Origin of the sequence: Alkalihalobacillus sp. AL-G (assembly GCF_030643805.1) — a bacterium.
In the GTDB taxonomy this organism is placed as follows: Bacteria; Bacillota; Bacilli; order Bacillales; family Fictibacillaceae; genus Pseudalkalibacillus.
Genome location: NZ_CP094656.1, coordinates 1944865 through 1970532 on the forward strand (window position 1 = coordinate 1944865; position 25668 = coordinate 1970532).

At 41.1% G+C, this 25668-nt stretch carries 22 protein-coding genes; all 22 read left to right on the forward strand.

Annotated features, from left to right (window positions below):
* Nucleotides 1-9: 9 nt before the first annotated feature.
* A complete protein-coding gene (locus tag MOJ78_RS10015; RefSeq protein WP_304981040.1) occupies nucleotides 10-807 on the forward strand; it encodes a phosphatidate cytidylyltransferase in 798 nt (265 codons plus the stop codon).
* Between the two features lie 25 nt (nucleotides 808-832).
* The gene (locus MOJ78_RS10020) at nucleotides 833-1981 is read left to right on the forward strand and encodes a 1-deoxy-D-xylulose-5-phosphate reductoisomerase (RefSeq protein ID WP_304981041.1); all 1149 of its coding nucleotides are present in this window, start codon (nucleotides 833-835) and stop codon (nucleotides 1979-1981) included.
* Nucleotides 1982-1994: 13 nt separating this feature from the next.
* On the forward strand, nucleotides 1995-3254 hold the full coding sequence (gene rseP / locus MOJ78_RS10025) for an RIP metalloprotease RseP (protein ID WP_304981042.1): 1260 nt from the start codon (nucleotides 1995-1997) through the stop codon (nucleotides 3252-3254).
* A gap of 110 nt (nucleotides 3255-3364) precedes the next feature.
* Entirely contained in the window at nucleotides 3365-5074 is a 1710-nt protein-coding gene (locus MOJ78_RS10030; RefSeq protein WP_304981043.1) for a proline--tRNA ligase, read from the forward strand.
* 49 nt (nucleotides 5075-5123) lie between these two features.
* On the forward strand, nucleotides 5124-9422 hold the full coding sequence (locus tag MOJ78_RS10035; RefSeq protein ID WP_304981044.1) for a PolC-type DNA polymerase III: 4299 nt from the start codon (nucleotides 5124-5126) through the stop codon (nucleotides 9420-9422).
* A gap of 306 nt (nucleotides 9423-9728) precedes the next feature.
* A complete protein-coding gene (rimP, locus tag MOJ78_RS10040; protein ID WP_304981045.1) occupies nucleotides 9729-10199 on the forward strand; it encodes a ribosome maturation factor RimP in 471 nt (156 codons plus the stop codon).
* Nucleotides 10200-10218: 19 nt separating this feature from the next.
* Complete coding sequence (gene nusA, locus MOJ78_RS10045; RefSeq protein WP_304981046.1) at nucleotides 10219-11322, forward strand: transcription termination factor NusA; 1104 nt, start codon at nucleotides 10219-10221, stop codon at nucleotides 11320-11322.
* Nucleotides 11323-11337: 15 nt separating this feature from the next.
* Nucleotides 11338-11610: an RNase P modulator RnpM gene (gene rnpM / locus MOJ78_RS10050; protein WP_304981047.1), complete on the forward strand. Its 273-nt coding sequence runs from the start codon at nucleotides 11338-11340 to the stop codon at nucleotides 11608-11610.
* Entirely contained in the window at nucleotides 11611-11913 is a 303-nt protein-coding gene (locus MOJ78_RS10055) for a YlxQ family RNA-binding protein (protein ID WP_304981048.1), read from the forward strand. It begins immediately after the preceding gene.
* A gap of 16 nt (nucleotides 11914-11929) precedes the next feature.
* Nucleotides 11930-14134: a translation initiation factor IF-2 gene (infB, locus tag MOJ78_RS10060; RefSeq protein ID WP_304981049.1), complete on the forward strand. Its 2205-nt coding sequence runs from the start codon at nucleotides 11930-11932 to the stop codon at nucleotides 14132-14134.
* Nucleotides 14131-14409: a DUF503 domain-containing protein gene (locus MOJ78_RS10065; protein WP_304981050.1), complete on the forward strand. Its 279-nt coding sequence runs from the start codon at nucleotides 14131-14133 to the stop codon at nucleotides 14407-14409. Before infB ends, MOJ78_RS10065 begins: the two co-directional genes overlap by 4 nt.
* 39 nt (nucleotides 14410-14448) lie before the next feature.
* Nucleotides 14449-14799, forward strand: a complete 351-nt coding sequence (gene rbfA, locus MOJ78_RS10070; protein ID WP_304981051.1) for a 30S ribosome-binding factor RbfA — start codon at nucleotides 14449-14451, stop codon at nucleotides 14797-14799.
* 172 nt (nucleotides 14800-14971) lie between these two features.
* Entirely contained in the window at nucleotides 14972-15874 is a 903-nt protein-coding gene (truB, locus tag MOJ78_RS10075) for a tRNA pseudouridine(55) synthase TruB (RefSeq protein WP_304981226.1), read from the forward strand.
* Between the two features lie 21 nt (nucleotides 15875-15895).
* A complete protein-coding gene (gene ribF / locus MOJ78_RS10080) occupies nucleotides 15896-16846 on the forward strand; it encodes a bifunctional riboflavin kinase/FAD synthetase (protein ID WP_370529789.1) in 951 nt (316 codons plus the stop codon).
* A 129-nt stretch (nucleotides 16847-16975) separates the two neighbouring features.
* Nucleotides 16976-17245, forward strand: a complete 270-nt coding sequence (gene rpsO / locus MOJ78_RS10085; RefSeq protein WP_304981228.1) for a 30S ribosomal protein S15 — start codon at nucleotides 16976-16978, stop codon at nucleotides 17243-17245.
* A gap of 466 nt (nucleotides 17246-17711) precedes the next feature.
* Nucleotides 17712-19817, forward strand: coding sequence for a polyribonucleotide nucleotidyltransferase (pnp, locus tag MOJ78_RS10090; protein WP_304981052.1), 2106 nt, complete (start codon nucleotides 17712-17714; stop codon nucleotides 19815-19817).
* A gap of 120 nt (nucleotides 19818-19937) precedes the next feature.
* On the forward strand, nucleotides 19938-20942 hold the full coding sequence (locus MOJ78_RS10095) for a polysaccharide deacetylase family protein (protein ID WP_304981053.1): 1005 nt from the start codon (nucleotides 19938-19940) through the stop codon (nucleotides 20940-20942).
* Nucleotides 20943-21062: 120 nt separating this feature from the next.
* Nucleotides 21063-22304, forward strand: a complete 1242-nt coding sequence (locus tag MOJ78_RS10100) for a M16 family metallopeptidase (RefSeq protein ID WP_304981054.1) — start codon at nucleotides 21063-21065, stop codon at nucleotides 22302-22304.
* Nucleotides 22305-22578: 274 nt separating this feature from the next.
* Nucleotides 22579-22839 carry a YlmC/YmxH family sporulation protein gene (locus MOJ78_RS10105; RefSeq protein ID WP_304981055.1) on the forward strand — a complete coding sequence of 87 codons (261 nt, stop codon included), beginning with the start codon at nucleotides 22579-22581 and terminating at the stop codon, nucleotides 22837-22839.
* Nucleotides 22840-22935: 96 nt separating this feature from the next.
* On the forward strand, nucleotides 22936-23814 hold the full coding sequence (gene dpaA, locus MOJ78_RS10110; RefSeq protein WP_304981056.1) for a dipicolinic acid synthetase subunit A: 879 nt from the start codon (nucleotides 22936-22938) through the stop codon (nucleotides 23812-23814).
* Between the two features lie 20 nt (nucleotides 23815-23834).
* Nucleotides 23835-24419: a dipicolinate synthase subunit B gene (dpaB, locus tag MOJ78_RS10115; protein ID WP_304981057.1), complete on the forward strand. Its 585-nt coding sequence runs from the start codon at nucleotides 23835-23837 to the stop codon at nucleotides 24417-24419.
* Between the two features lie 198 nt (nucleotides 24420-24617).
* Nucleotides 24618-25667 (forward strand): aspartate-semialdehyde dehydrogenase, encoded by a 1050-nt coding sequence (asd, locus tag MOJ78_RS10120; RefSeq protein ID WP_304981058.1) that lies wholly within the window; start codon nucleotides 24618-24620, stop codon nucleotides 25665-25667.
* Nucleotide 25668 lies beyond the last annotated feature (1 nt).

Genomic DNA, 25668 nt, shown 5'->3' on the forward strand with positions numbered 1-25668 from the left:
AGGAAAATCATGAAGGAACGAATTATTACTGGTCTTTTGGCAGCAATAATCTTTATTCCAATAGTCTTTTTTGGTGGAATATTGTTTTATAGTGCAATTGCTTTACTTTCAATTCTTGCACTTCGCGAGCTATTACGGATGAAAAAAATTGTTCTCTGGGATTTTGCAGGTGTCGTTTCCTCCGTTATGGTACTTATTCTCATTATTCCTGACGATCTAGGTGAAAGGATTTTTGAGGACGCGTCGATCAAAATCACAACGATTATATTCGGGTTACTCTTGTTGCTGACCTGGACCGTTATTACGAAGAATCATTTTTCCTTTGAGGATGCAAGTTTTGTATTAATGGCAACGCTTTATCTCGGCGTTGGTTTTTTATATCTGAATGAAACGCGAGCATTGGATAACGGTGTAAGCAGTATCTTTTTTGTTTTATTTATCGTATGGGCAACAGATACAGGTGCATACTTTTTTGGGAAATCGTTTGGGAAACGTAAGCTATGGCCAGTGATCAGTCCTAACAAAACGATTGAAGGCTCGCTTGGAGGATTGGCTTGTGCAATTCTTGTAGCAGTTGTTTATCAGTTGCTACTTCCGATTTATTCTGCCTTTATCTTTGCTATATTAGCAGCAATCATAATAGGCATTTTCGGACAAATTGGTGATTTGGTCGAGTCCGCATTTAAACGACATTATCAAGTGAAAGATTCAGGAACACTTCTACCTGGTCACGGGGGGATACTGGATCGGTTTGATAGCATTTTGTTCGTATTACCGATTTTACATATCTTACAGCTGATGTCTTAGTCAGTATGGTGAAATGGAGGCAATTATGAAAAATGTCAGCGTGTTAGGAGCTACCGGCTCGATCGGTACCCAAACACTTGAAGTAGTGCGGGCGAATCCTGAACAGTTTAGTATTACTTCATTATCCTTTGGCACAAACGTTGAGGCAGGAGTTCAGTACATCAATGAATTTCGCCCGAAGCTTGTATCTGTTGCGACGAAAGAGGTTGCAGAAAAAATTAATGGGACTATCGATTCAGCCTGTCAAGTATACTATGGTGAACAGGGATTAATTGAAGTTGCGACTGACCCCGACTCCGATATACTCGTTAATGCGGTAATGGGAAGTGTCGGTTTAAATCCAACATTAACGGCCATAAATGCAAAGAAAACCATTGCCCTTGCTAACAAGGAAACATTGGTGACTGCAGGGCATATCGTTATGGAACAAGCGAGGAAGAATGAAGTCGATATTTTACCAGTTGATAGTGAGCATTCTGCAATATACCAATGTCTTAATGGGGAAAACAAGGCTGAAATGTCCAGGATGACTTTAACGGCATCCGGAGGGAGCTTCCGTGATTTTACGAGAGAGGAATTAATGGATGTTTCTGTGGATCAAGCCTTAAACCACCCGAACTGGTCGATGGGCTCTAAAATCACAATCGATTCAGCAACAATGATGAACAAGGGTCTCGAAGTCATTGAAGCACATTGGTTATTCAATACACCTTATGATCAAATCGATGTCCTTTTGCACCGGGAGAGCGTTATCCATTCAATGGTTGAATTCATCGATGGAAGTGTCATCGCTCATTTGGGTACGCCAGACATGAAGGTACCCATCCAATACGCACTAACACATCCGGATAGGCTTGAAGTGACAAACGGAAAAAGGTTAAACTTAGTTGAGGTTGGTACTCTTCATTTCGAAAAAATGGACTTGCAGCGTTTTCCTTGTCTCCGTTTAGCTTTTGAGGCAGGTAAGGCTGGCGGGACGCTGCCAACGGTTTTAAATGCAGCAAATGAGGCAGCTGTTGAAGCTTTCCTCAGAGGTAAAATTCGGTTTTTGGATATCGAAATGTTCATTGAAAGAGCTTTAGAACAACACTCTCTCATAAAAGATCCTACTCTCGAAGAGATTCGTGAAGTCGACCTTATGTCACGTGAATTTGTACAATCACTTCTTGTTTAAAGGTGGTCAGTAAATGAATACATTTATCGCGATCGTAATTATTTTTGGTGCACTTGTGTTTTTCCATGAGTTGGGTCACCTTTTACTTGCAAAACGTGCAGGTATACTTTGCCGGGAATTTGCAATCGGATTTGGTCCGAAGATTTTTTCTTCTAAAAAGGGAGAAACGCTATACACGGTCAGATTACTTCCTCTAGGTGGATTTGTAAGAATGGCCGGAGAAGACCCTGAGGGTATAGAAGTCAAGCCGGGTTCGCGTGTAGGGCTTGTTTTTGATGCGGAAAATCGCGTCAAGGAAATTGTTGCAAATCAAGTTTCCAAATATCCAAATGCTAAGGTTGTAACGGTTGAACGAGCTGATATTGAAAGAGAGCTTATTATTAAGGCTCATGTTGATGATGAATTATCTGAAACGTATCCTATCCACCCAGAAGCTAATTATGTTCAAGATGGAATGCTTACTCAGATTGCTCCGTATGACAGGCAGTTCGGTTCAAAACCATTGCTAGCTCGTTTTCTTGCTATTTTTGCCGGGCCGTTAATGAACTTTTTACTAGCATTTGTCCTCTTAGCAGCCTATGCACTAACACAAGGTATTCCTGTCAATGAATCAATGCTTGGAAAGGTTGTTGACGGTGACCCTGCTGCGGAAGCAGGCTTACAAAAGGGAGACCGAGTTTTAGCAGTAGATGGGGAAGCTGTTAACACATGGGAAGAGCTGGTTATCGTCATTCAGAAGAACCCGAACGAAGAGCTTCAATTTTCGATTGAACGAAATGGGGAAACAGTGTCTGTTCCGGTTACACCTGGTGAAAGAGAAGGAAGTAACGGAAAGGCTGAAGGGTTTGTTGGTGTTTATATGCCAACAGAAATTTCCTTCCTTGGTTCGTTGCAATATGGACTCGAGAAAACGGGTCAACTTACAGTGGCCATCATTCAGGCACTTGGCCAGTTAGTCACCGGACAAATCTCGATCGATAATTTATCAGGTCCAGTCGGAATTTATAAGTATACGGATCAAGCAGCAGATGAAGGAGCTTTTGTCCTTTTACAATGGGCAGCCTTCCTCAGCATCAACCTGGGAATCTTTAATCTATTACCACTGCCTGCACTTGACGGAGGAAGATTGACGTTTCTTGCAGTCGAGGGAATCCGTGGTAAACCAATCGATCCACAAAAGGAAGGCATGGTCCATTTTATTGGATTTGCGCTTCTGATGCTGCTGATGATTGTTGTTACTTGGAACGATATCCATAAATTTTTCATCCAGTAAAGGTAGAAATGATTTAGAGTTGTTCCTACTTTGGCAATCGCCACCGTTTTGGCCAGGCGGTTGCCATTTTTTTATCTATTGCTATATTATTTTTTTAAGAAGGTGTTAATATGAGACAAAGTCAATTATACAGCCCAACATTAAGGGAAGTCCCGGCTGATGCTGAAGCCAAAAGCCATCAGCTTTTGCTTCGAGCAGGTTTTATTCGTCAGAATGTTTCTGGAGTATATTCGTTTCTACCGTTAGGGAAAAAAGTCCTTCGTAAAATTGAAACAATCGTACGTGAAGAGATGGACTTCATCGGTTCCCAGGAAGTCTTAATGCCTGCACTTCAACCATCAGAGGTATGGGAAGAATCGGGAAGATGGTATACATATGGACCGGAGCTTATGCGGTTAAATGATCGACATGATCGTACGTTTGCATTAGGTGCGACACATGAGGAACTAATCACAAGCCTCTTACGGGATGAAGTGAAATCCTATAAAAAGTTACCGATGGTTTTATATCAAATCCAAACGAAGTTTCGTGATGAGAAACGACCACGATTCGGTCTGCTTCGCGGAAGGGAATTTATTATGAAGGATGCCTATTCCTTTGATGTGGATCAAGAGGGACTCGATCGTAATTACGATAACATCTTTCATGCATACAAGAATGTATTTACTCGTTGCGGTTTGGATTTTCGTGCAGTACTAGCAGATTCCGGAGCGATGGGCGGAAGGGATACACATGAATTTATGGTGTTGTCTGAAATTGGAGAGGATACGATCGCTTATTCGGACCGTTCGGAGTTCGCAGCCAATATTGAGATGGCTCCTGTCAAGGTCATTTATGCGAAGAAAGATAGTGAACTTAGAGAAAAAGAAATCATCATGACTGAAAATAAAAGGTCGATTAAAGACGTAGCAGAGTTCCTTGATATCCCTGAACAGGAATGCATCAAGTCGTTGCTCTGGATTGTTGATGAACAACCTGTGCTAGTCCTTACCAGAGGAGATCACCAAATTAACGATATCAAACTAAAGAATGCACTTGAAGCATCCATCGTTAAACTAGCAACCGAGGAACAGACCAACGAAATACTTAACAGTGAAATCGGCTTCATTGGTCCTGTTAACGTACCTGATGGAATCAAAGTGATTGCAGATGAAGCTGTACGTTCGGTCGTAAATGGGGTCTGTGGTGCAAATGAACAGGACAAGCATTTTGTAAATGTAAATCCTGATCGTGATTTTAAGGTGGATTTCTATGACGATCTTCGGTTTATAAAAGAGGGAGATCCTTCTCCGGATGGTAATGGGACGATTGTTTTCGCAAAAGGGATTGAAGTGGGACACGTCTTTAAACTCGGTACTCGATACAGTGAATCAATGAATGCTGAAATATTAGATAAAAACGGGAAATCAACGCCGATCGTAATGGGATCCTATGGAATTGGAGTGTCTCGAACGCTTGCGGCTGTCGTCGAACAAATGCATGATGAAAACGGAATCTTATGGCCAACCCAATTATCACCGTTCGATTTGCACCTTATCTGTGTCAATCCGAAAAATGATTCTCAGTCAGCACTAGGTGAAAAGCTATACGAGGAGTTAAAATCGAACCGTTTTGACGTTTTATATGATGACCGGAAAGAACGGGCAGGTGTCAAATTTACTGATGCAGATCTGATCGGAATTCCTATTCAAATCATTGTCGGAAAACGTGCAGAAGAAGGAATCATTGAAATGAAGAATCGAAAGACAGGTCATAAGGATGAAGTACATGTTTCAGAATTGCTAGCATCCATTGCTCAGCATCAAGCTGAGTCTCGTTAATAGATAAACGATGTGATTTTCATCAATATGGAAAGGAGCCGAAAAGATCATGGAAGATCTTGAAATTCGAAAAGAGCGGTTGAACCTTTTATTAGAACAGATTGCTTTTCCTGAAGATAAAAAAACGTGGTTTGAAAATGGCTATGTACAAAAGCTATCAATTCAAAAAGAGCAGAAAAAATGGACCTTTCATATTCATGTCTCACGTCCATTGCCATACCCAGTGTTCCAATTATTCGATTCATTGCTGACAAAGGCATTTGAAACGATTGCTGCAACCGAAAGTGTAATTCATTGCTCTGAAAGTGAACTGACAAAAGAGCTCCTTGAAGGGTATTGGAATCCTTGTTTAGAACGCCTAAAGGAAAGCTCATTACCTGTAAGGGAGATGCTCGGAGCTCAATTGCCTACCATACAAGGCAGCAAAGTTACAGTAAAAGTTAGCAATGATGCGCAATCAATGTTATTTCAAAGAAAACTAGCTCCCGTATTAGGCCAATCTTTTTTAAAGCTCGGCTTTCCTCCGCTCACATTTGAAACGCTCGTTGAAAGAAATGAGGAAGACTATCAAAAGTTTGTCGAACAAAGAGAGCAAGAAGATAAATCGAAGGTAATGGCCGCATTGATGGAGAAAGAAAAGGCTGAGAAAAAACTAGAGAGTGGAATACGACAGGAACGTCTTAAAATCGGTTACGGCATAAAGGATGATCCTGTAGAAATCCAGTCGATTGTTGATGAGGAACGAAAGATCACTGCCCAAGGTTATGTTTTTGATGCTGAAACTCGTGAGCTGCGTAGCGGCCGTGTACTGTTGACGTTTAAAATCACGGATTATACGGATTCAATTCTGGTCAAAATGTTCTCTCGCGATAAAGAAGACATTCCAAAGCTTCAGGCTGTTCAAAAAGGTATGTGGGTCAAAGCACGTGGTGGAATACAAAATGATACCTTTGTACGGGACCTTGTCATGATTGCCAATGATGTCGAGGAATTGACTCCAGTGTTAAAGGAAGATAAAGCGGCGGAAGAAGAAAAGCGGGTCGAGCTTCATCTGCATACACCTATGAGCCAAATGGATGCAGTGAGCTCAACTTCGGCATTGGTGGAGCAAGCCGCAAAGTGGGGGCATCCAGCAGTTGCTATCACGGACCACGCTGGAGTCCAGTCTTACCCGGAAGCTTACTCAGCAGGGAAAAAACATGGCATCAAAGTAATATTCGGGCTAGAAGCTAACCTTGTCGATGACGGGGTGCCTATTGCCTACAACGATCAACATAGACCATTACTTGATGAAACCTACGTTGTTTTTGATGTTGAAACGACTGGACTAAGTGCTGTATATAATAAAATCATTGAACTTGCTGCAGTGAAGGTGAAGGATGGGGAAATTATCGATCGATTTGAAGCGTTCGCTAACCCACATCACCAGCTTTCTCAAACAACAATTGAACTGACAGGTATTACCGATGATATGGTTTCAGACGCTCCTGAAATTGAGGACGTATTAAAAGACTTTAATGAATTTATCGGTGATGACATACTTGTTGCACATAATGCAAGTTTTGATATGGGGTTTTTAAACGTAGGATTCCGCAATATCGGGATTGGAGAGGCAAAAAACCCTGTCATTGATACTCTTGAGTACGGCCGTTTTCTATACCCAGAGTTTAAAAACCATCGACTTAATACGTTATGTAAAAAGTTCGATATCGACCTTACCCAACACCATAGAGCAATCTATGATGCAGAAGCGACAGGGTACTTATTATGGAAAATGGTGAAAGATGGTGTCGAAAAAGGTATTACCTATCACGATGAATTAAACGATCATATGGGTCAAACTGGATTTGAACGAACCCGACCCTCTCATTGCATTTTACTTGCTACTAATCAAGAGGGGATCAAAAACATCTATAGGCTCGTTTCAGAGTCTCATCTGAATTATTTTTATCGAACCCCTCGTATCCCGCGTTCAAGACTGATGAAATACCGCGATGGCTTATTAGTAGGGTCAGGGTGCGACAAAGGTGAAGTATTCGAAGGGATGATGCAAAAGTCACCTGAAGAGGTTGAGGAAATTGCAAAATTCTATGACTATCTGGAGATTCAGCCTTTAGGGAACTATGAACATTTAATTGATAGAGAGCTTGTTCGTGACGAGCTTGCATTGCGAGAGATTGTTTCAAACATTGTAAAATTAGCAGATAAACTGGATAAAAGGGTAGTCGCAACCGGAAATGTCCATTATTTGAATGAAACGGATAAGGTTTATAGGCAGATTCTAATCGGAAGTCAAGGAAATGCCAACCCGCTGAATCGTCAACGACGTTTGCCCGATGTCCATTTTCGGACGACCGATGAAATGCTAGAATGTTTTTCTTTTCTCGGTAAGGAAAAGGCAAAGGAAGTTGTCATAACGAACTCACAAAAGGTTGCCGAACAAATTGATGAAGTGAAACCGATTCCGGATGATTTATATACACCGAAAATTGAAGGTGCGGACGATGAAGTTCGAAACATGAGCTATGAGATGGCAAGAAGTATCTATGGTGAAGAGCTGCCTGAAATCGTTGAACAAAGGTTGGAAAAAGAGCTGAAGAGTATTATTGGTCATGGATTTGCCGTCATATATCTTATCTCTCATAAACTTGTAAAAAAATCACTCATAGATGGTTACCTTGTAGGGTCGAGGGGATCAGTCGGCTCCTCTTTTGTAGCGACGATGACAGAAATTACAGAAGTAAATCCATTACCACCTCATTACGTTTGTCCATCCTGTAAACACTCGACGTTTTTCGATGATGGTTCAGTCGGTTCGGGATTTGATTTGCCAGATAAAGACTGTGATCGATGCGGAGTGAAGTATACGAAGGATGGCCATGATATACCTTTTGAAACGTTCCTTGGTTTTAAAGGGGATAAAGTACCCGATATCGATCTGAACTTTTCAGGCGAGTATCAGCCAAGAGCACATAATTACACGAAGGAACTGTTCGGTGAAGAATATGTGTATAGAGCAGGTACGATCGGAACGGTAGCCGAAAAGACTGCTTACGGTTACGTCAAAGGCTATGCTTCAGATCATGATCTTCATTATCGATCTGCAGAGATTGATCGGCTCGTTTCAGGTTGTACGGGTGTGAAACGAACGACAGGACAACATCCAGGGGGGATCATTGTAGTTCCAGATTACATGGACATTTATGATTTTTGCCCTGTTCAATTTCCGGCTGATGACAAAAACTCAGAATGGAAAACGACCCATTTTGATTTCCATTCGATCCATGACAATCTGTTAAAGCTTGATATTCTCGGGCACGATGATCCAACAGTAATTCGTATGTTGCAGGATTTGAGTGGAATTGATCCAAAGACGATACCGACAGACGATAAAGAAGTTATGAAAATTTTTAGTGGTCCAGAAGCGCTAGGGGTTACAGAGGATCAGATCATGTGTAAAACAGGAACGTTAGGAATCCCGGAATTCGGTACACGTTTTGTCCGCCAAATGCTTGAAGAAACCAAACCAAGCACGTTCTCTGAACTTGTACAAATATCAGGACTTTCTCACGGAACGGATGTATGGCTCAATAATGCAAACGAGCTGATTGCAAATGGAACATGCGAGCTTAAGGACGTAATCGGTTGCCGTGACGATATTATGGTCTATTTGATTTATAAAGGGCTTGAACCTTCACTTGCTTTTAAAATTATGGAGTTCGTCCGTAAGGGGAAAGGGCTTCAAGACGAATGGATCGAAGAAATGAAAAACAACGATGTACCAGACTGGTATATTGATTCATGTAAAAAGATCAAATATATGTTCCCGAAGGCCCATGCGACTGCTTATGTGCTGATGGCAGTCAGAATCGCTTACTCTAAGGTACATTATCCAATCTGGTTTTACGCCGCATACTTTACAGTTCGAGCAGGCGACTTTGATCTGGATGCTATGATCAAGGGTACAGCAACCATTCGCCACCGGATGGAAGAAATAAACCAAAAGGGATTGGATGCATCCCCGAAGGAAAAGAGTTTACTAACTGTTCTCGAAATTGCTCTTGAAATGTGTGAAAGAGGATTCGGATTCAATAAGGTCGATCTGTACCGTTCTTCTGCATATGAATTTATCGTAGACGATAACAAATTGATCCCTCCCTTCAATGCGATTCCTGGACTCGGAACGAATGCGGCGATCAACATAGTAAACGCAAGAGAAAACGGGGAGTTTCTATCGAAGGAAGATTTACAACAACGAAGTAAAATTTCGAAGACAGTTCTTCAGTACCTGGATGATCAAGGTTGTTTGGATGGGTTGCCTGATGCGAACCAGCTATCCCTTTTTTAGAGAGGAAGTTTAAAGAGGCACCGGGCGATTCCCATCGTTCGTTACTGTTCCGTTGTACCTGCATGTACAAGAGAAACCTTTGATGTAGACTTCCTCGCTACAATGCGCAGCCTAGATGCAAGTGGTCCAGTTGCAAGCGGTTTGACGTTTATGGTATAGTAAAATTGGAAATACTAGTGAATAGGTCGTCTCGGAAAGAGTGGGTGCCCAAACCCGCTCTTTCATTATGTTTGACATCTTTTTTATTCGGAATATGAAAATTTATGGAAAGTTAAATCGTTTTCGGTTAGTAAAGGAGGACCATTCATGAGCAAAAAGGTGACCGAGATAGCGGAAGACCTCGTTACACCAATATTAGATTCCATGAACCTTGAACTCGTTGACGTTGAGTTTGTCAAAGAGGGGAAGGACTGGTTTTTAAGAGTGTATGTTGACAGTGATCATGGTGTAGACATCGAAGAATGTGGAAAAGTCAGTGAACAGCTCAGTACAAAACTGGATGAATCCGACCCGATTCCACAAGCATACTTCCTTGAAGTTTCATCTCCAGGAGTCGAACGCCCATTGAAAAAAGAGCAGGACATTCATAAAGCGATCGGGAAATTGGTACATATAAAAACCTATGAACCAATCGATGGGCAAAAAGAGTTCGAGGGTGAACTAAAGGAATTTGATGGTAATGATTTAACGATAGAGGTTCGTGTGAAAACTCGTACAAAAACATTCTTGATACCGTATGAAAAAGTAGCGAACGCGCGTTTAGCGGTATCATTTTAATAATAAGGGGGAGAGTCTAATGAGTGATTTGATGGATGCGTTAACAGTTCTTGAAAAGGAAAAAGGAATCAGTAAAAACGTTATTGTTGAAGCAATTGAAGCAGCACTGATTTCTGCATACAAACGTAATTTTCATCAGGCACAGAACGTCCGTGTCGACTTTAACCAAGATACGGGAAGTGTAAAAGTATTTGCTCGAAAGAACGTTGTCGAAACTGTCGAGGATGACCGTTTAGAAATTTCAATTGACAAAGCAAAAGATATGAGCCCTCAATATGAGGTTGATGATGTTGTTGAGCTTGAAGTTACTCCGAGAGACTTCGGACGGATTGCTGCGCAGACTGCAAAGCAGGTAGTAACCCAAAGAGTAAGAGAAGCTGAGCGGGGTATCATCTATTCCGAGTTCATAGATCGAGAAGAAGACATCATTACAGGCGTCGTTCAACGACAGGATCACCGCTATATGTATGTCGATCTTGGTAGAGTTGAAGCCTTACTACCGACTACAGAACAAATTCAGAGTGAGAAATATAAAACGAATGATCGTATCAAAGTATTTATTACAAAAGTTGAAAAAACAACAAAAGGGCCGCAAATCATGGTTTCTAGAACACATCCAGGCTTATTGAAGCGATTATTTGAGCTTGAAGTGCCAGAAATCTATGACGGAACTGTTGAGATAAAGTCAATTTCGCGAGAAGCAGGCGATCGTTCTAAAATTTCTGTCCATGCAGAAGACCCAGAAGTAGACCCAGTAGGATCATGTGTTGGTCCTCGAGGTCAACGTGTTCAAACAATTGTCAATGAACTTCACGGTGAAAAAATCGACATCGTCCGCTGGTCAAATGATCCGGTCGAATATGTTGCAAACGCACTAAGTCCTTCTAAAGTGGTAGAGGTTCAAGTTAATGAAGAAGACAAAATGACCCGTGTTATTGTTCCGGATTATCAGCTTTCCCTAGCAATTGGAAAACGCGGACAAAATGCTAGATTAGCCGCTAAACTAACAGGCTGGAAGATTGATATCAAGAGCGAATCAGAAGCAATTGAACAGGGATTATACGATCCGAATAAGGAAGAAGTCAGTGATCAGGAATTACACGAGGATGATCAGGAATTTTAAAAGGAGAGGGAAACAATGAAAAAACGGAAGATTCCGATGCGAAAATGTGTGGCTTGTCAAGAAAACAAGCCGAAAAAAGAACTCATTCGCATAGTCCGTTCTCCAGAAGGAAACGTTTCAATCGACCACAGTGGAAAAAAGTCTGGTCGGGGCGCATACATCTGCAACCAAAAGTCATGTTTTGAACTGGCACATAAGAAAAAGACTCTCCAAAATCAATTGGCTGCTCAAGTTGATGATACCGTATATGAAGAACTTAAGAAGCAAGTTAGCGAAACGAGGGATTAGATGAGGTCATCCTGGACATCGCTGTTAGGACTTGCAAACCGCGCTGGGAAATGTATATCAGGGGAAGAGCTGGTCATAAAAGAAATACGACATAACCGTGCCAAGATCGTTTTGCTTGCAGAAGATGCATCCGCAAACACACGAAAAAAAGTGATTGATAAATGCACTTATTATCAAATTCCTTACTATTTCGTTCCGAACCGTCTCGAATTAGGAAAAGCAATTGGGAAAGAACAACGGGTAACCGTTGCAGTGATCGATAATGGATTTGCCAAAAAGTTAAAAACCTTAGTCGATCAATAACTTTGGGGGTGACAAAATGAGTAAGATGCGTGTCTATGAATTTGCGAAAAAACACAATTTACAAAGTAAAAATATTATTCAAAAGCTAAAGGACATGAATATAGAAGTTTCTAACCATATGTCTATGATCGATGATGGCACTGTTGAGAAGCTTGAAAAATCGTATCAATCTCCAAAACAAGAACAAACTAAGAAACAATCAGGTGTTAATCAACAAAAAGCTGCCAAACAGCCTAATAAAGCACCAGCAGGGAATAAGTCGGATAAACGTCCAAATGGTGGTACGCCAAATAATACAAGTCGTGGAGATAAACAAACATCAGTGAATAAACCAAAAAAAGACAACAAACCTAAAAAATTCAATCAACAAGATAACAAGAACCATCGCGGAAACAACCGTCAAAGAGGAAACAGAAGGCGGCCTGTAAACGACCAAAAACCACAACAGGTGCAACAAAAGCCTAAAACTCCTGAGAAAATCACCTTTGAGGGTTCATTAACTGTCGGTGAAATAGCGAAGAAGCTTCATAAGGAATCATCTGAAATTATTAAAAAACTGATGGGTCTTGGAGTTATGGCTACGATTAACCAGGAGCTGGATAAAGAAACAATCGAGTTGATCGGTGCAGATTACAACGTGGAAGTCGAAGAAGAAATCATTATTGATGAAACGGACTTCGAAAGCAACGAGATTGTTGAAGATGAGTCGAAATTGGCGATCCGTCCACCGGTTGTAACAATCATGGGGCACGTTGACCACGGGAAGACGACTCTTTTAGATTCAATCCGCCACACTAAGGTAACTGCAGGTGAAGCTGGCGGAATTACCCAGCATATTGGTGCATACCAGATTAAAGAAAATGGAAAGCCGATAACATTCCTTGATACTCCAGGTCACGCAGCATTTACAACAATGCGTGCTCGTGGAGCACAGGTTACCGATATTACGATTCTGGTCGTTGCAGCAGATGATGGTGTTATGCCACAAACGATTGAAGCAATCAATCATGCAAAGGCTGCTGAAGTACCGATTATTGTTGCAGTAAACAAGATGGATAAAGAAGGAGCAAATCCGGATCGGGTTATGCAAGAGTTGACAGAGCATGGTCTCATACCTGAAGACTGGGGTGGAGATACAATCTTTGTTAAACTTTCTGCTATAAATGGAGAAGGTATCGACAGCTTATTAGAAATGATCCTTCTCATTTCAGAGGTTGAAGAATACAAATCGAATCCAGATCGATTCGCCAACGGAACGGTTATCGAGGCACAATTGGATAAAGGGCGAGGACCGGTTGCAACATTACTTGTTCAAGGAGGGTCTTTAGAAGTCGGTGATCCGATCGTTGTAGGAAATACGTTCGGACGCGTTCGTGCAATGGTAAATGACCTTGGACGACGAGTGAAAAAAGTCGGACCATCCACACCTGTTGAAATTACAGGGCTGAATGATGTCCCGCAAGCCGGGGATCAATTCCGTGTATATAAGGATGAAAAGAAAGCACGTTCAATTGGAGAAACAAGAGCGAAACGTCAAATTGAACAACAACGAAAAGAAACTTCTAAACTCAACCTGGATGATCTCTTCGAACAAATTAAAGAAGGCGAAATAAAAGAGATCAATGTAATTGTCAAGGCTGATGTACAAGGGTCCGTAGAAGCTCTCGCAGGTTCACTTCGTAAAATTGAAGTCGAAGGTGTAAAGGTGAAAATCATTCACACTGGTGTTGGAGCGATTGCTGAATCGGATATTATTCTAGCCTCTGCTTCGAATGCGATTATCATCGGATTTAATGTTCGACCGGACAACAATGCAAAACGTACAGCGGATGCTGAAAATGTCGATATCCGTCTACACAGAATCATTTACAACGCAATAGATGAAATTGAGTCTGCCATGAAAGGAATGCTCGATCCTGAATTCGAAGAAAAAGTTATCGGTCAGGTAGAGGTTCGTGCGACGTTTAAAGTATCTAAGGTTGGAACAATTGCAGGCTGTTATGTTACAGATGGGAAAATCACAAGAGATTCTGGCGTTCGACTCGTCCGCGACGGCATTGTCGTTTTTGAAGGAGTTGTCGACACGCTCAAGAGATTCAAGGATGATGTAAAGGAAGTTGCAACAGGGTACGAATGTGGGATTACGTTGGAGAAATTTAACGATATTAAAGAAGGCGACGTTATCGAAGCATATGTAATGGAAGAGGTAAAACCTAAATGATCGGAAGCTTAAAGTGTGAGTGTCATATTTATGATGCTCACTCTTTAAAAGAAAAACGGTCTGTTGTCAAAAGGGTTATACAACGGTTGAAAAACAGTTACAATGTTGCCGTTGCAGAGACAGATTACCATGACTTATGGCAGCGGTTTGAACTAAGTATTGCGACAGTATCCAAGGATAAACAGATTATCGAAAAAGAGCTGCAGCAGGTAATAAAATTCATTGATCGTTTTGAAGAGTTCGAACTTTCGAATTACGAAATCGAACTTCTCTGACAAACAACCCTCGTCAATTGGACGAAAAGAGGTGCTACGATGTCAAACTTGCGTGCGAACCGGGTTGCCGAACAAATGAAAAAGGAACTCGGAGAAATCATCGGTCAAAAAATTAAAGATCCACGTGTAGGGTTCGTCACTGTTACTGCAGTTGAGGTTACAGGAGACCTTCAACAGGCTACAGTCTTCATCTCAGTATTTGGTGACGACGAAGAAAAGGCAAAAACGTTAGCAGGGCTTGCAAAAGCAACTGGCTTCCTCCGTTCTGAAATCGGAAAACGAATTCGATTAAGAAAAACACCTGAGATTTTATTTGAATTCGACCACTCGATTGAATACGGAAACCGCATTGAAACATTGTTAGGAGATCTCAATAAAGATCGAGACTAATTTTTGAAGGGGCTGACCTTAAGCCAGACATATGTCTGGCTCCCGTTTATGTGTCGGCTCCTTTCTTTTTTAGGTTGTATTCAAAAAGTACGGAAGCTTTTCAAGTCCCCCTTTTTGAACGCGCACTTTTACATAGAAATCTAGGTAGGAGGGATTTATTTTGAAAGTGGCTATAGATGGAATCATCCCTTTGTTTAAGCCTGCAGGATTAACCTCTCATGATTGTGTGGCTCGACTCCGGAAACTACTTGGTACGAAAAAGGTTGGACATACTGGGACACTCGACCCTGCAGTCACAGGTGTTTTGCCGATTTGTATCAATCGAGCTACCAAAGTGGCGGAATACATGAGCGACTATAATAAAACATATGAAGCAGTTGTATCGCTGGGGTCATCGACAACAACAGAAGACCAGACTGGTGAAATTGTTGATAAAAAGGTAATCGATAATATAACTTCAGCAGAAATAGAACATGTACTAAACGAGTTCATTGGTACAATAAAACAAATTCCCCCAATGTATTCTGCCGTGAAGATTGATGGAAAAAAGTTGTATGAATACGCTAGAGCAGGGAAAACCGTCGAACGACCAGCAAGAACTGTGGAAATTCTCTCATTAAAATTACTCTCCGACCCTTCACGGGTTGAGTCCGGAAATGTAACGTTTAAAATTCAGGTGTCATGCAGTAAAGGAACCTACGTCCGAACACTAGCTGTAGATATCGGGAAAAGGCTCGGCGTTCCTGCACACATGGCTTTATTGGTGCGGACTCAATCAGGTCCTTTTAAACTAGAAGACACCATTTCTTTTGATGAACTAGAGGAAGTAGTAAATGATGGCAGAATTTCAGAATATGTTTTACCTATTGAAAAGGCGGTATCGATTTTTCCGTCAACCACAGTTTCAGGTGCATTAGAACAGCAAGTATTGAATGGTGCTGTGCTTGAAGAGACCAAAAGCCTTTCAAATCTAAGGACTGCCGTTTATAATGAACAGGGAGAGTGTTTGGCGATTTATAAACCACATCCGAAGCGCCCTGGATGGGTCAAACCTGAAAAAGTGATTAAAATATAGAGCAGAACTTAGGTGGTTCTTTTGAAAACATTCCGTATTGATTTTAACTTGATGAACAAAGACATGACTTTTCCTCCTACAGCTATGGCAGTAGGTTATTTTGACGGTATTCACCGCGGTCATAAACAAGTGATTGACAAAGCGAAACAGATTGCGGATGAGCACGATTACGAATCCGCTGTCATGACGTTTGATCCGCATCCATCCGTCGTACTTGGTAAAGGTACTGGTGAACATGAACACATCACACCTGTAGAAGACAAGGTGGAAATCATGGAGGACCTTGGAATCGACCGGCTTTACATTATAACCTTCAGTAAGGAGTTTGCATCTCTGACTCCTCAGGAATTTGTAGATTTATTCGTCATCGGTTTTAACGTAAAACATGTCGTTGCTGGATTTGATTTTTCCTTTGGTAAAAAAGGAGAAGGTACGATGGAAACACTTCCTTTCCACTCAAGAGGTAAATTTGACCATACAACCGTTGATAAGGTTGCTATTAATGGGGAAAAAGTGAGCTCAACTTTGATCCGAACATTGATACGCACTGGGTCTGTAGAGCGGATTCCGAATTACATGGGCCGCCGGTATCGTCTGAGAGGATCCGTTGTACGAGGTGAACAACGAGGGAGTACGATTGGGTTTCCGACTGCGAATATTTTGCCGGCTGATTCATATTTGTTTCCTGCAACAGGTGTATATGCAGTGAAACTATTCGTTAACGCAAACTGGTACAAAGGCGTTTGCAACGTAGGCTATAAACCGACTTTTCATAATGAAATGGAAGGACTGCCATCAGTGGAAGTGCACTTGTTCTGTTTTAATCAATCGATCTATGGCGAAAAGGTTATTGTAGAATGGTGTCAGCGTCTTCGCGATGAAAAAAAGTTTTCATCTGCGGAAGAATTAATTAAACAAATATCAATAGATAGTGAGATGGCGATGGCATACTTCGAAAACTCTTCAGAGTGAATGGGTTGCAATTAAGCTCAAAAAGATGTATTCTTGAACATGTACAATTGTACAGAACCGTTTCTTGGCAAAGCGAATCACCGACGTTTGCTAGGGAATCGGGGATTATCAGAAAAGGAGGTGAATGGGATGGCTATTTCACAAGAACGTAAGAATAATTTGATCGAAGAATATAAGACTCATGATAATGATACAGGGTCTCCAGAAGTACAGATTGCTATCCTTACTGAGCAAATTAACGAATTAAACGATCATCTACGAACTCATAAGAAAGATCATCACTCACGTCGTGGTCTTCTAAAAATGGTTGGTAAGCGTCGTAATTTGTTAACGTACTTACGTAATAAAGACGTAACACGCTATCGTACACTAATCAACAAGCTTGGTTTACGTCGATAGTCAGAAAAAAGCGGGTTAGTCCCGCTTTTTTTGTACGTTTAGAAGGTATAAGAGGTTGTTCAAAAAGTATCCAAGGGCTCATGTACATGCGTCTACAAGAGGTAAGCTTCTTCGGTACAACTCGTAGTCTTCGTGCAAGTACCGCTCGTTGATAAACGGCGAATTTCTGTGCTACTCGGCTTTTCCGGTCCAAAGTATGAGCATATGCACCTGCGTCTACAAGCTTATCTTCTCAGAAGGCTTTCTCGGTGCAACTCGCAGTATTTATGCAAGTTTCGCTCGTCGCTTCGGTCCTCAAAGCTGTTGTGCCTGGAACTTCTTGTTTCTGATTCGTCTACTTTTTGAAATCACACTATAAGAGCTTGTTCAAAAAGTCCGGTCAAATTGCCTTTTTGATTACAAAATTTTGGGTTATAATAAATAATGGTAGCAATAATTTGAAGTTTGAGAGGAGTTCTCACAGAATATGGAGCATAATAAGCACGTTTATTCCCTTGACTGGGGTGGTCGTAAACTGACCATTGAGACTGGGAACCTAGCTAAACAGGCTAATGGCGCCGTTATGGTTCGCTATGGTGATACAGCGGTACTATCAACTGCAACTGCATCAAAAGAACCAAAAAACTTAAGTTTCTTTCCGTTAACAGTTAACTATGAGGAACGACTATATGCGGTCGGGAAAATTCCTGGTGGTTTCATAAAACGAGAAGGAAGACCAAGTGAAAAGGCAGTACTTGCATCCCGTTTGATTGATCGACCGATTCGTCCTTTGTTTGCTGATGGTTTCCGTAACGAAGTACAAGTCATCAGTATTGTTATGAGTGTCGATCAGGATTGTTCATCTGAAATGGCAGCAATGTTCGGATCCTCATTAGCTCTTACTGTATCTGACATTCCGTTCGAAGGTCCAATCGCTGGTGTAACAGTAGGACGTATCAATGAAGAATTTGTCATCAATCCTACTATTGAACAGAAGGAACAAAGTGACATTTCCCTAATCGTTGCTGGAACGAAAGAAGCCATCAACATGGTGGAAGCTGGTGCAGATGAAGTACCAGAAGAAGTAATGCTTGAAGCGGTCATGTTCGGTCATGATGAAATTAAAAAGCTTGTCGAATTCCAGGAAATGATTGCCAAGGAAATTGGAAAAGAAAAGACACAAGTGAAGCTTCACCAGCTTGATACAGATCTTACAGAAGAAGTTCGTAGTAAATTCATAGCTGACGTTAAGGAAGCGGTTAAAGTAGTTGAGAAGCATGCACGTCGAGATGCATTGGATGCAGTCTCAGATAAAGTGCTTGCCGAATATGAAGATGATGAGGAAAAAGCAACAGAGACGAAAGAAATTTTACATACACTCATCAAAGAAGAGGTGCGCCGTTTAATTCTGATCGATAAGGTGCGTCCTGACGGTAGAAAGATCGATGAAATCCGTCCACTTTCTTCTGACACAGGTTTACTTCCAAGAGCCCATGGTTCTGGGTTATTCACACGAGGTCAGACACAGGCGTTAAGTATTTGTACCCTTGGTGCACTTGGAGATGTTCAGGTCCTTGATGGATTAGATATTGAAGAATCGAAAAGATTCATGCATCATTATAATTTCCCTCCGTTCAGTGTAGGAGAAACCGGATTCATGCGTGGACCAGGACGTCGGGAAATCGGACATGGAGCCCTTGGGGAACGAGCACTCGAACCTGTAGTTCCTTCCGAAGCGGATTTCCCATATACGATAAGACTTGTAAGTGAGGTACTTGAATCAAACGGGTCGTCCTCACAGGCGAGTATTTGCGCAAGCACAATGGCGATGATGGATGCAGGTGTACCGATTAAAGCACCAGTTGCTGGAATTGCGATGGGACTCATCAGTGACGGGGATGATGTAACCGTACTTACAGATATTCAAGGGATGGAAGATCACCTTGGTGATATGGATTTTAAAGTAGCCGGAACGAAGCAAGGTGTTACAGCGCTCCAAATGGATATTAAAATCTCTGGAATCAGCCGAGAAACCCTTCAAGAAGCATTATTCCAAGCGAGAGAAGGCAGAATGGCCATCCTTGATTCAATGCTAAGTACAATTTCCGAGCCCCGCAATCAGTTGTCTCGGTACGCTCCAAAGATCTTGACAATGAAAATCAATCCGGATAAGATTCGCGATGTAATAGGTCCAAGCGGAAAAGTGATCAATAAAATCATCGAAGAAACCGGAGTGAAAATCGACATTGAGCAAGACGGCATGGTATTCATCGCCTCAGCAGATGAATCGATGAACCAAAAAGCAAAGAAAACAATCGAAGACATCGTTCGCGAAGTGGAAGTCGGAGAAGTGTACCTCGGGAAAGTAAAACGAATCGAAAAGTTTGGTGCATTCGTAGAACTGTTCAGTGGTAAAGATGGTCTCGTCCACATTTCCGAGCTTGCGGAAGAACGTATACCAAAAGTTGAGGACGTTGTGAAACTTGGAGATGAAATCCTCGTAAAAGTAACGGAAATCGACAATCAAGGCCGGGTCAACCTTTCACGGAAGGCTGTTATAAAAGAACAAAAGAAAGCACAAGAGCAAAAGTAAGAGTCGGATAACTAGTCCGTCTCTTTTTTTTTTGCCTTTTTTACCTTGTTCTATCTTGTCCGGTCAAATCATAACCTTTAAATAGAGGCAATAATCAGTGTTGGAAAGGGGAGAGTGGGTTTGAGACGGCATATTCATATTGTTATAGTTGTTGTTTTACTCATAGTCACATACTCGATAATTCAAAACCCCTTGTCACATCGATATATAGAGACATTAAAAGGAACATCCCAACCAGTTTCCAATCAGAAGGTTCATCCGGATAAATTATTGGAACAAATAAAAACGTATGCATCGAAGCGAAATGAATTACCAATCAATGCCCGAATAGATCCTGTATGGAAAGCGATCCCGGGTTATAATGGTATCCTTGTTGATGTAGATGCATCGTATGACCGGATGAAAAAGAAGGGAAAATTCGATTTGTCGTTGATCGTTTACAAGCAAACATCCCCAGAAGTAACTCTCAACGACCTACCGCCTGCCCCTATTTTTCGTGGGAACCCTAATAAACCGATGGTCACTTTTTTAATAAACGTTGCATGGGGGAACGAATACCTACCAGGAATGCTTGAAACATTGAAAGAACACAAAATACACGTGACATTTTTCCTTGATGGATCCTGGGTCAGGAAAAACCAAGAGATGGCGAAAATCATATACGAGGAAGGTCATGAAATCGGCAACCACGCATATTCACATCCGGATATGAGAACGTTGACGAATGGTCGTATTGAAGAGGAAATCCGCAAGACGAACGAAATGATTGAAAGCACCTTAAATGTGACTCCCGCTTGGTTTGCACCACCTAGTGGCAGTTGGACGAACAATGTCGTCAATGTTGCTGCTTCACTAAAAATGAAGACGATTCTTTGGTCTGTTGATACAATCGATTGGAGGAAGCCTGATCCTGAACAAATGGCGAATCGAATTATCGACAACATACACCCAGGAGCAGTTGTTCTTATGCATCCAACTGTGTCTACTGAGAAAGCTTTGGATCAAATGATCAAAGGAGTCCAAGAAAAAGGTTATTCAATCGGAACCGTCTCCCAGCTAATGAATGAAAAGCGGGTTATACGTTCAGATACAAAGGTAGATTTCGACAAAAAATTGTCGAAATAGTACTTAAGTGTGGTATAGTGGTTTTAGAAGTTAGACAAAAGAACCATAATTATACTTATAGAGGATGCCCAAATAATACATAGTTTTTCCTGTTGGTTGAATGAATTAGGAGGATAAATATTGATTACCAAACATACATGTAAAAATGGAGTTCGTATTGTAACGGAAAATATTCCAACAGTTCGTTCAGTTGCGATTGGAATATGGATTGGAACAGGATCTCGATTTGAAGATAAAAACAACAACGGTATTTCCCATTTTCTCGAACATATGTTTTTCAAAGGTACAAAAACGAGAAGTGCAAGAGAGATTGCTGAGTCATTTGACTCCATTGGAGGTCAGGTTAATGCTTTTACGTCAAAAGAGTACACCTGTTATTATTCAAAAGTTTTGGACAAACATGCCGACTATGCACTAGATACACTTGCTGATATGTTCTTTAATTCGACATTTGTAGATGAGGAATTGGTGAAGGAAAAAAATGTTGTCTTAGAGGAAATTAAGATGTATGAGGATACACCAGATGATATCGTTCATGATCTGCTGAGTCAGGCAACCTACAGTCACCATCCACTTGCCTACCCGATCCTAGGAACTGAACAGACATTGAAATCTTTCACAGGTGATTCACTGCGTAAGTATATGAATGAATATTATACACCTGATAATATCGTGATCTCTATTGCTGGTAACATCGATGCCTCATTTATTCAAAAAGTTGAAGATTATTTTGGGGGTTTTAAAACTGAACATACAAAGCCTGAAATGATCAAACCTCAATTTTGTGCTGAAAAAAAGGCACGTAAGAAAGAGACAGAGCAGGCACATCTTTGCCTTGGATATGAAGGACTTCCTGTTGGGGATGACAGCATTTTTGATTTGATCGTATTGAATAATATCTTTGGCGGAAGCATGAGCAGTCGATTATTCCAAGAAGTTCGCGAACAACGAGGATTGGCTTACTCAGTATTTTCTTATCACTCCGCACATCTTGATACAGGGGTATTCAACATTTATGCAGGTACAGCGCCTGGTCAGATCGATGAGGTTTACAAAACGATCGACTCTATCATTGACTCTCTTAAACAAAACGGTGTAACAGATAAAGAGGTTTCCAACAGTAAAGAGCAAATTAAAGGTAATTTGATGTTGAGTTTGGAAAGTACTAATAGTCGTATGAGTCGAAATGGAAGGCACGAGCTTTTGTTGAAGCATCATCGATCGTTGGATGAAATGACGGAGCGTATTGATGCAGTGTCCAAACAAAACGTAGACCGGTTGGTCCATTCGATTTTTTCAAATGACTTTTCTAGCTCATTGATTAGCCCAACTGGACAATTTCCATCTAAATTCCCGAATTAAAATATAATGAAAAAGAGGGGGCTGACTCCAACATCGATAGTTGATGTTGAAGTCAGCCCTTTTGAACCTTTTAGAAGTGCATTTACAATTAGAAGCTTTAAAGGTACTAATTAATGTTACATGGTAATTCTGAGTTTTTGCTCATATATATGTATAAGGGTTGTTCAAAAGGTAACGAAGGGCTCGCTGTAACGTATTTAGTCGAAGTTCCATAAGCTTCTGAATAGTCTATTTTTGAAACTTACTATAAAAACATATGTACTGGAGGCTAATGATGAGACTAAGTGAAATTTTAGGTAAAGAAATGATTGATTACACGAAAGGTGAAAAGTTAGGAGTTCTTTCACATGCAGAATTTACGATTGATGAACATTCTGGATACATACACTCTCTTGAAATTCCAGTATCCCAATGGAATGGGTGGAGAAAACAAAAATCAACGATACGTTTTCAATGGAACAAAATCTACCGGGTTGGTGAAGAAACGATTTTGATTGATCCATCACAAGCAGAAGTACAATCCGACTATAAATAATCACCATGATGGTGTCTCCTTCATATGATGTTGAAGAATCAGCACTTAGATTACTATTCCTCCAATCAAAACCATGAAAGAGGAAGGGGAGGAAGGATGTTAACAGGAATTAAAGCAGCAATCATCGGTGGAGATGCACGTCAGCTTGAGGTCATACGGAAGTTGACTGAATTAAATGCGACGTTGTATTTAGTCGGCTTTGATCAATTAGACCATGGTTTTACAGGTGCTAAGAAAGTAGGCCTAGAGGAAATTCCGCTTAATGAACTGAATGCAATTATACTTCCGGTTAGCGGAAGTGGTTCAACGGGTGAAATTGAAACGATTTTTTCAAACAAAAAAATATATCTTACTGAAGAGATACTTAAACAGACCAATCAAACCTGCACAGTATACTCTGGAATTACAAATGATTATTTGACAAATTGTACAAAAAGCTTGAATCGAAAACATGTCAAGCTGTTCGAGCGGGATGATGTAGCTATTTACAACTCGATCCCAACCGTTGAAGGCACAATCATGATGGTCATTCAACATACCGATACGACAATTCATCAGTCAAACGTAATGGTTCTTGGGCTTGGGCGTGTAGGTATGTCTGTAGCACGAACGTTCGCAAATCTTGGGGCAAATGTCTCTGTTGGAGCAAGGAAGTCTGAACACCTTGCACGAATTACGGAAATGGGTTTGAAGGCATTTTATCTTAAAGATCTTGAATCAGAAGTGAATAAGGTTGATGTTTGTATAAACACCATACCGATCCAAATTGTAACAGCGAATGTGATTGCTAAAATGCCAGCTCATACGCTCATTATTGACCTTGCTTCCAAACCGGGAGGAACGGATTTTCGGTTTGCTGAAAAGAGAGGAATCAAAGCATTGTTGGCGCCAGGATTACCTGGGATTGTAGCTCCGAAAACTGCGGGTAAAATCATAGCGAATGTATTGACACAACTGCTAATCGCAGATCAATAATTTGGGAGGGAGCAAGGAGAATGAACCTCGAAGGAAAACACATCGGCTTTGGATTGACAGGATCTCACTGTACGTACGAAGCAGTTGCTCCACAAATTCAAAGCCTTATGGACGCGGGTGCGAAAGTCACGCCATTCGTAACGTTTACAGTGAAAAATACGACAACACGTTTCGGTAAAGGGGAAGACTGGATCCGAAAAGTAGAAGAACTTACTGGAACTGAAGTAGTTGATTCGATTGTGAAAGCAGAACCATTCGGTCCAACAATACCACTCGATTGCATGGTTATAGCGCCCCTCACCGGTAATTCGATTAGTAAATTCGCCAACGCAATGACAGATTCCCCAGTACTAATGGCTGCTAAAGCTACGATGAGGAACTTGAATCCAGTCGTATTGGGGATTTCAACAAATGATGGTCTTGGTTTAAACGGGGTAAACATCATGCGATTAATGTCAGCGAAAAATATTTATTTTATTCCATACGGCCAAGACTCTCCTCAAAATAAACCCAATTCACTCGTTGCCCAAATGGATTTATTAAAAGAAACTGTTGAGGCGGCATTAGATGGTCTACAATTACAGCCTGTCTTACGAATATATTAATTATAGGGCATATCTCTATACTCAATGTTATGGTAAAATAAATGACAATATGACTGTATAAAATGGGGTTGACTCAATATAGATTCAGACGGCCACCAAGATGGGATCTCACTTTCTTTGGTAAAAGTCTGTGTCCGATGAGTCACCCCGTTCAATTGTGGATAGGGGTTTAATCGTAAGAGGAGGGACAAATTCAAAATGGAAACGAGTAGTGGTTATCATGTTGCTGTCGTCGGCGCAACCGGTGCTGTCGGACAACAGATGCTCCAAACGTTACAAGAAAGAAGTTTTCCAATTGCCTCGTTAAAGTTACTTGCGAGTGCACGTTCTGCAGGAAAAAAGATAATGTTCAATGGTTCAGAATATACGCTTGAAGAAGCTAGACCTGAATCGTTTGAAGGGGTTCAATTGGCATTGTTTTCTGCTGGAGGTTCAATTTCTAAAAAACTTGCTCCAGAGGCTGTAAAAAGAGGCGCAATCGTAGTTGACAATACGAGCGCATACCGAATGGATGGAAGAACGCCTCTAGTTGTTCCAGAGGTAAATGAAGAAGATCTGCGCAACCATAATGGGATTATTGCAAACCCGAATTGTTCTACGATTCAAATGGTCGTTGCATTAGAACCGATTCGAAAAAAATATGGACTTAAAAAAGTAATCGTATCCACTTACCAAGCGGTTTCAGGTGCCGGTGCGAGTGCAATCAATGAATTAAAGGACCAATCACGTGCTATTTTGGATAATAAGGACTACACACCTGAAGTATTGCCAGTTGCAGGTGATGAAAAACACTACCCGATCGCTTTCAATGCGATTCCGCAGATTGATAAATTTCAAGAAAACGGCTATACGTTTGAAGAGATGAAAATGATCAATGAAACAAAGAAAATCATGCATATGGAAAAGCTTGAAGTATCCGCTACGTGTGTTCGACTTCCGGTAGAAACAGGACATTCTGAGTCTATTTACATTGAAATTGATCAAGATAATGTAAATGTTGAAGAATTGAAAAACCTGCTTAAAGATTCTCCAGGAATCGTATTAGAGGATGATCCGGCAAATCAAGTTTATCCTATGCCAGCACATTGCGTTGGAAAGCGTGACGTATTTGTCGGCCGCATAAGACAGGATCTGGATCGACCTTATGGATTCCATTTATGGGTCGTATCAGATAATTTGCTTAAAGGGGCAGCATGGAATTCAGTTCAAATCGTAGAAAGTCTAGTAAAGTTAGGAATGTTGAAATAAG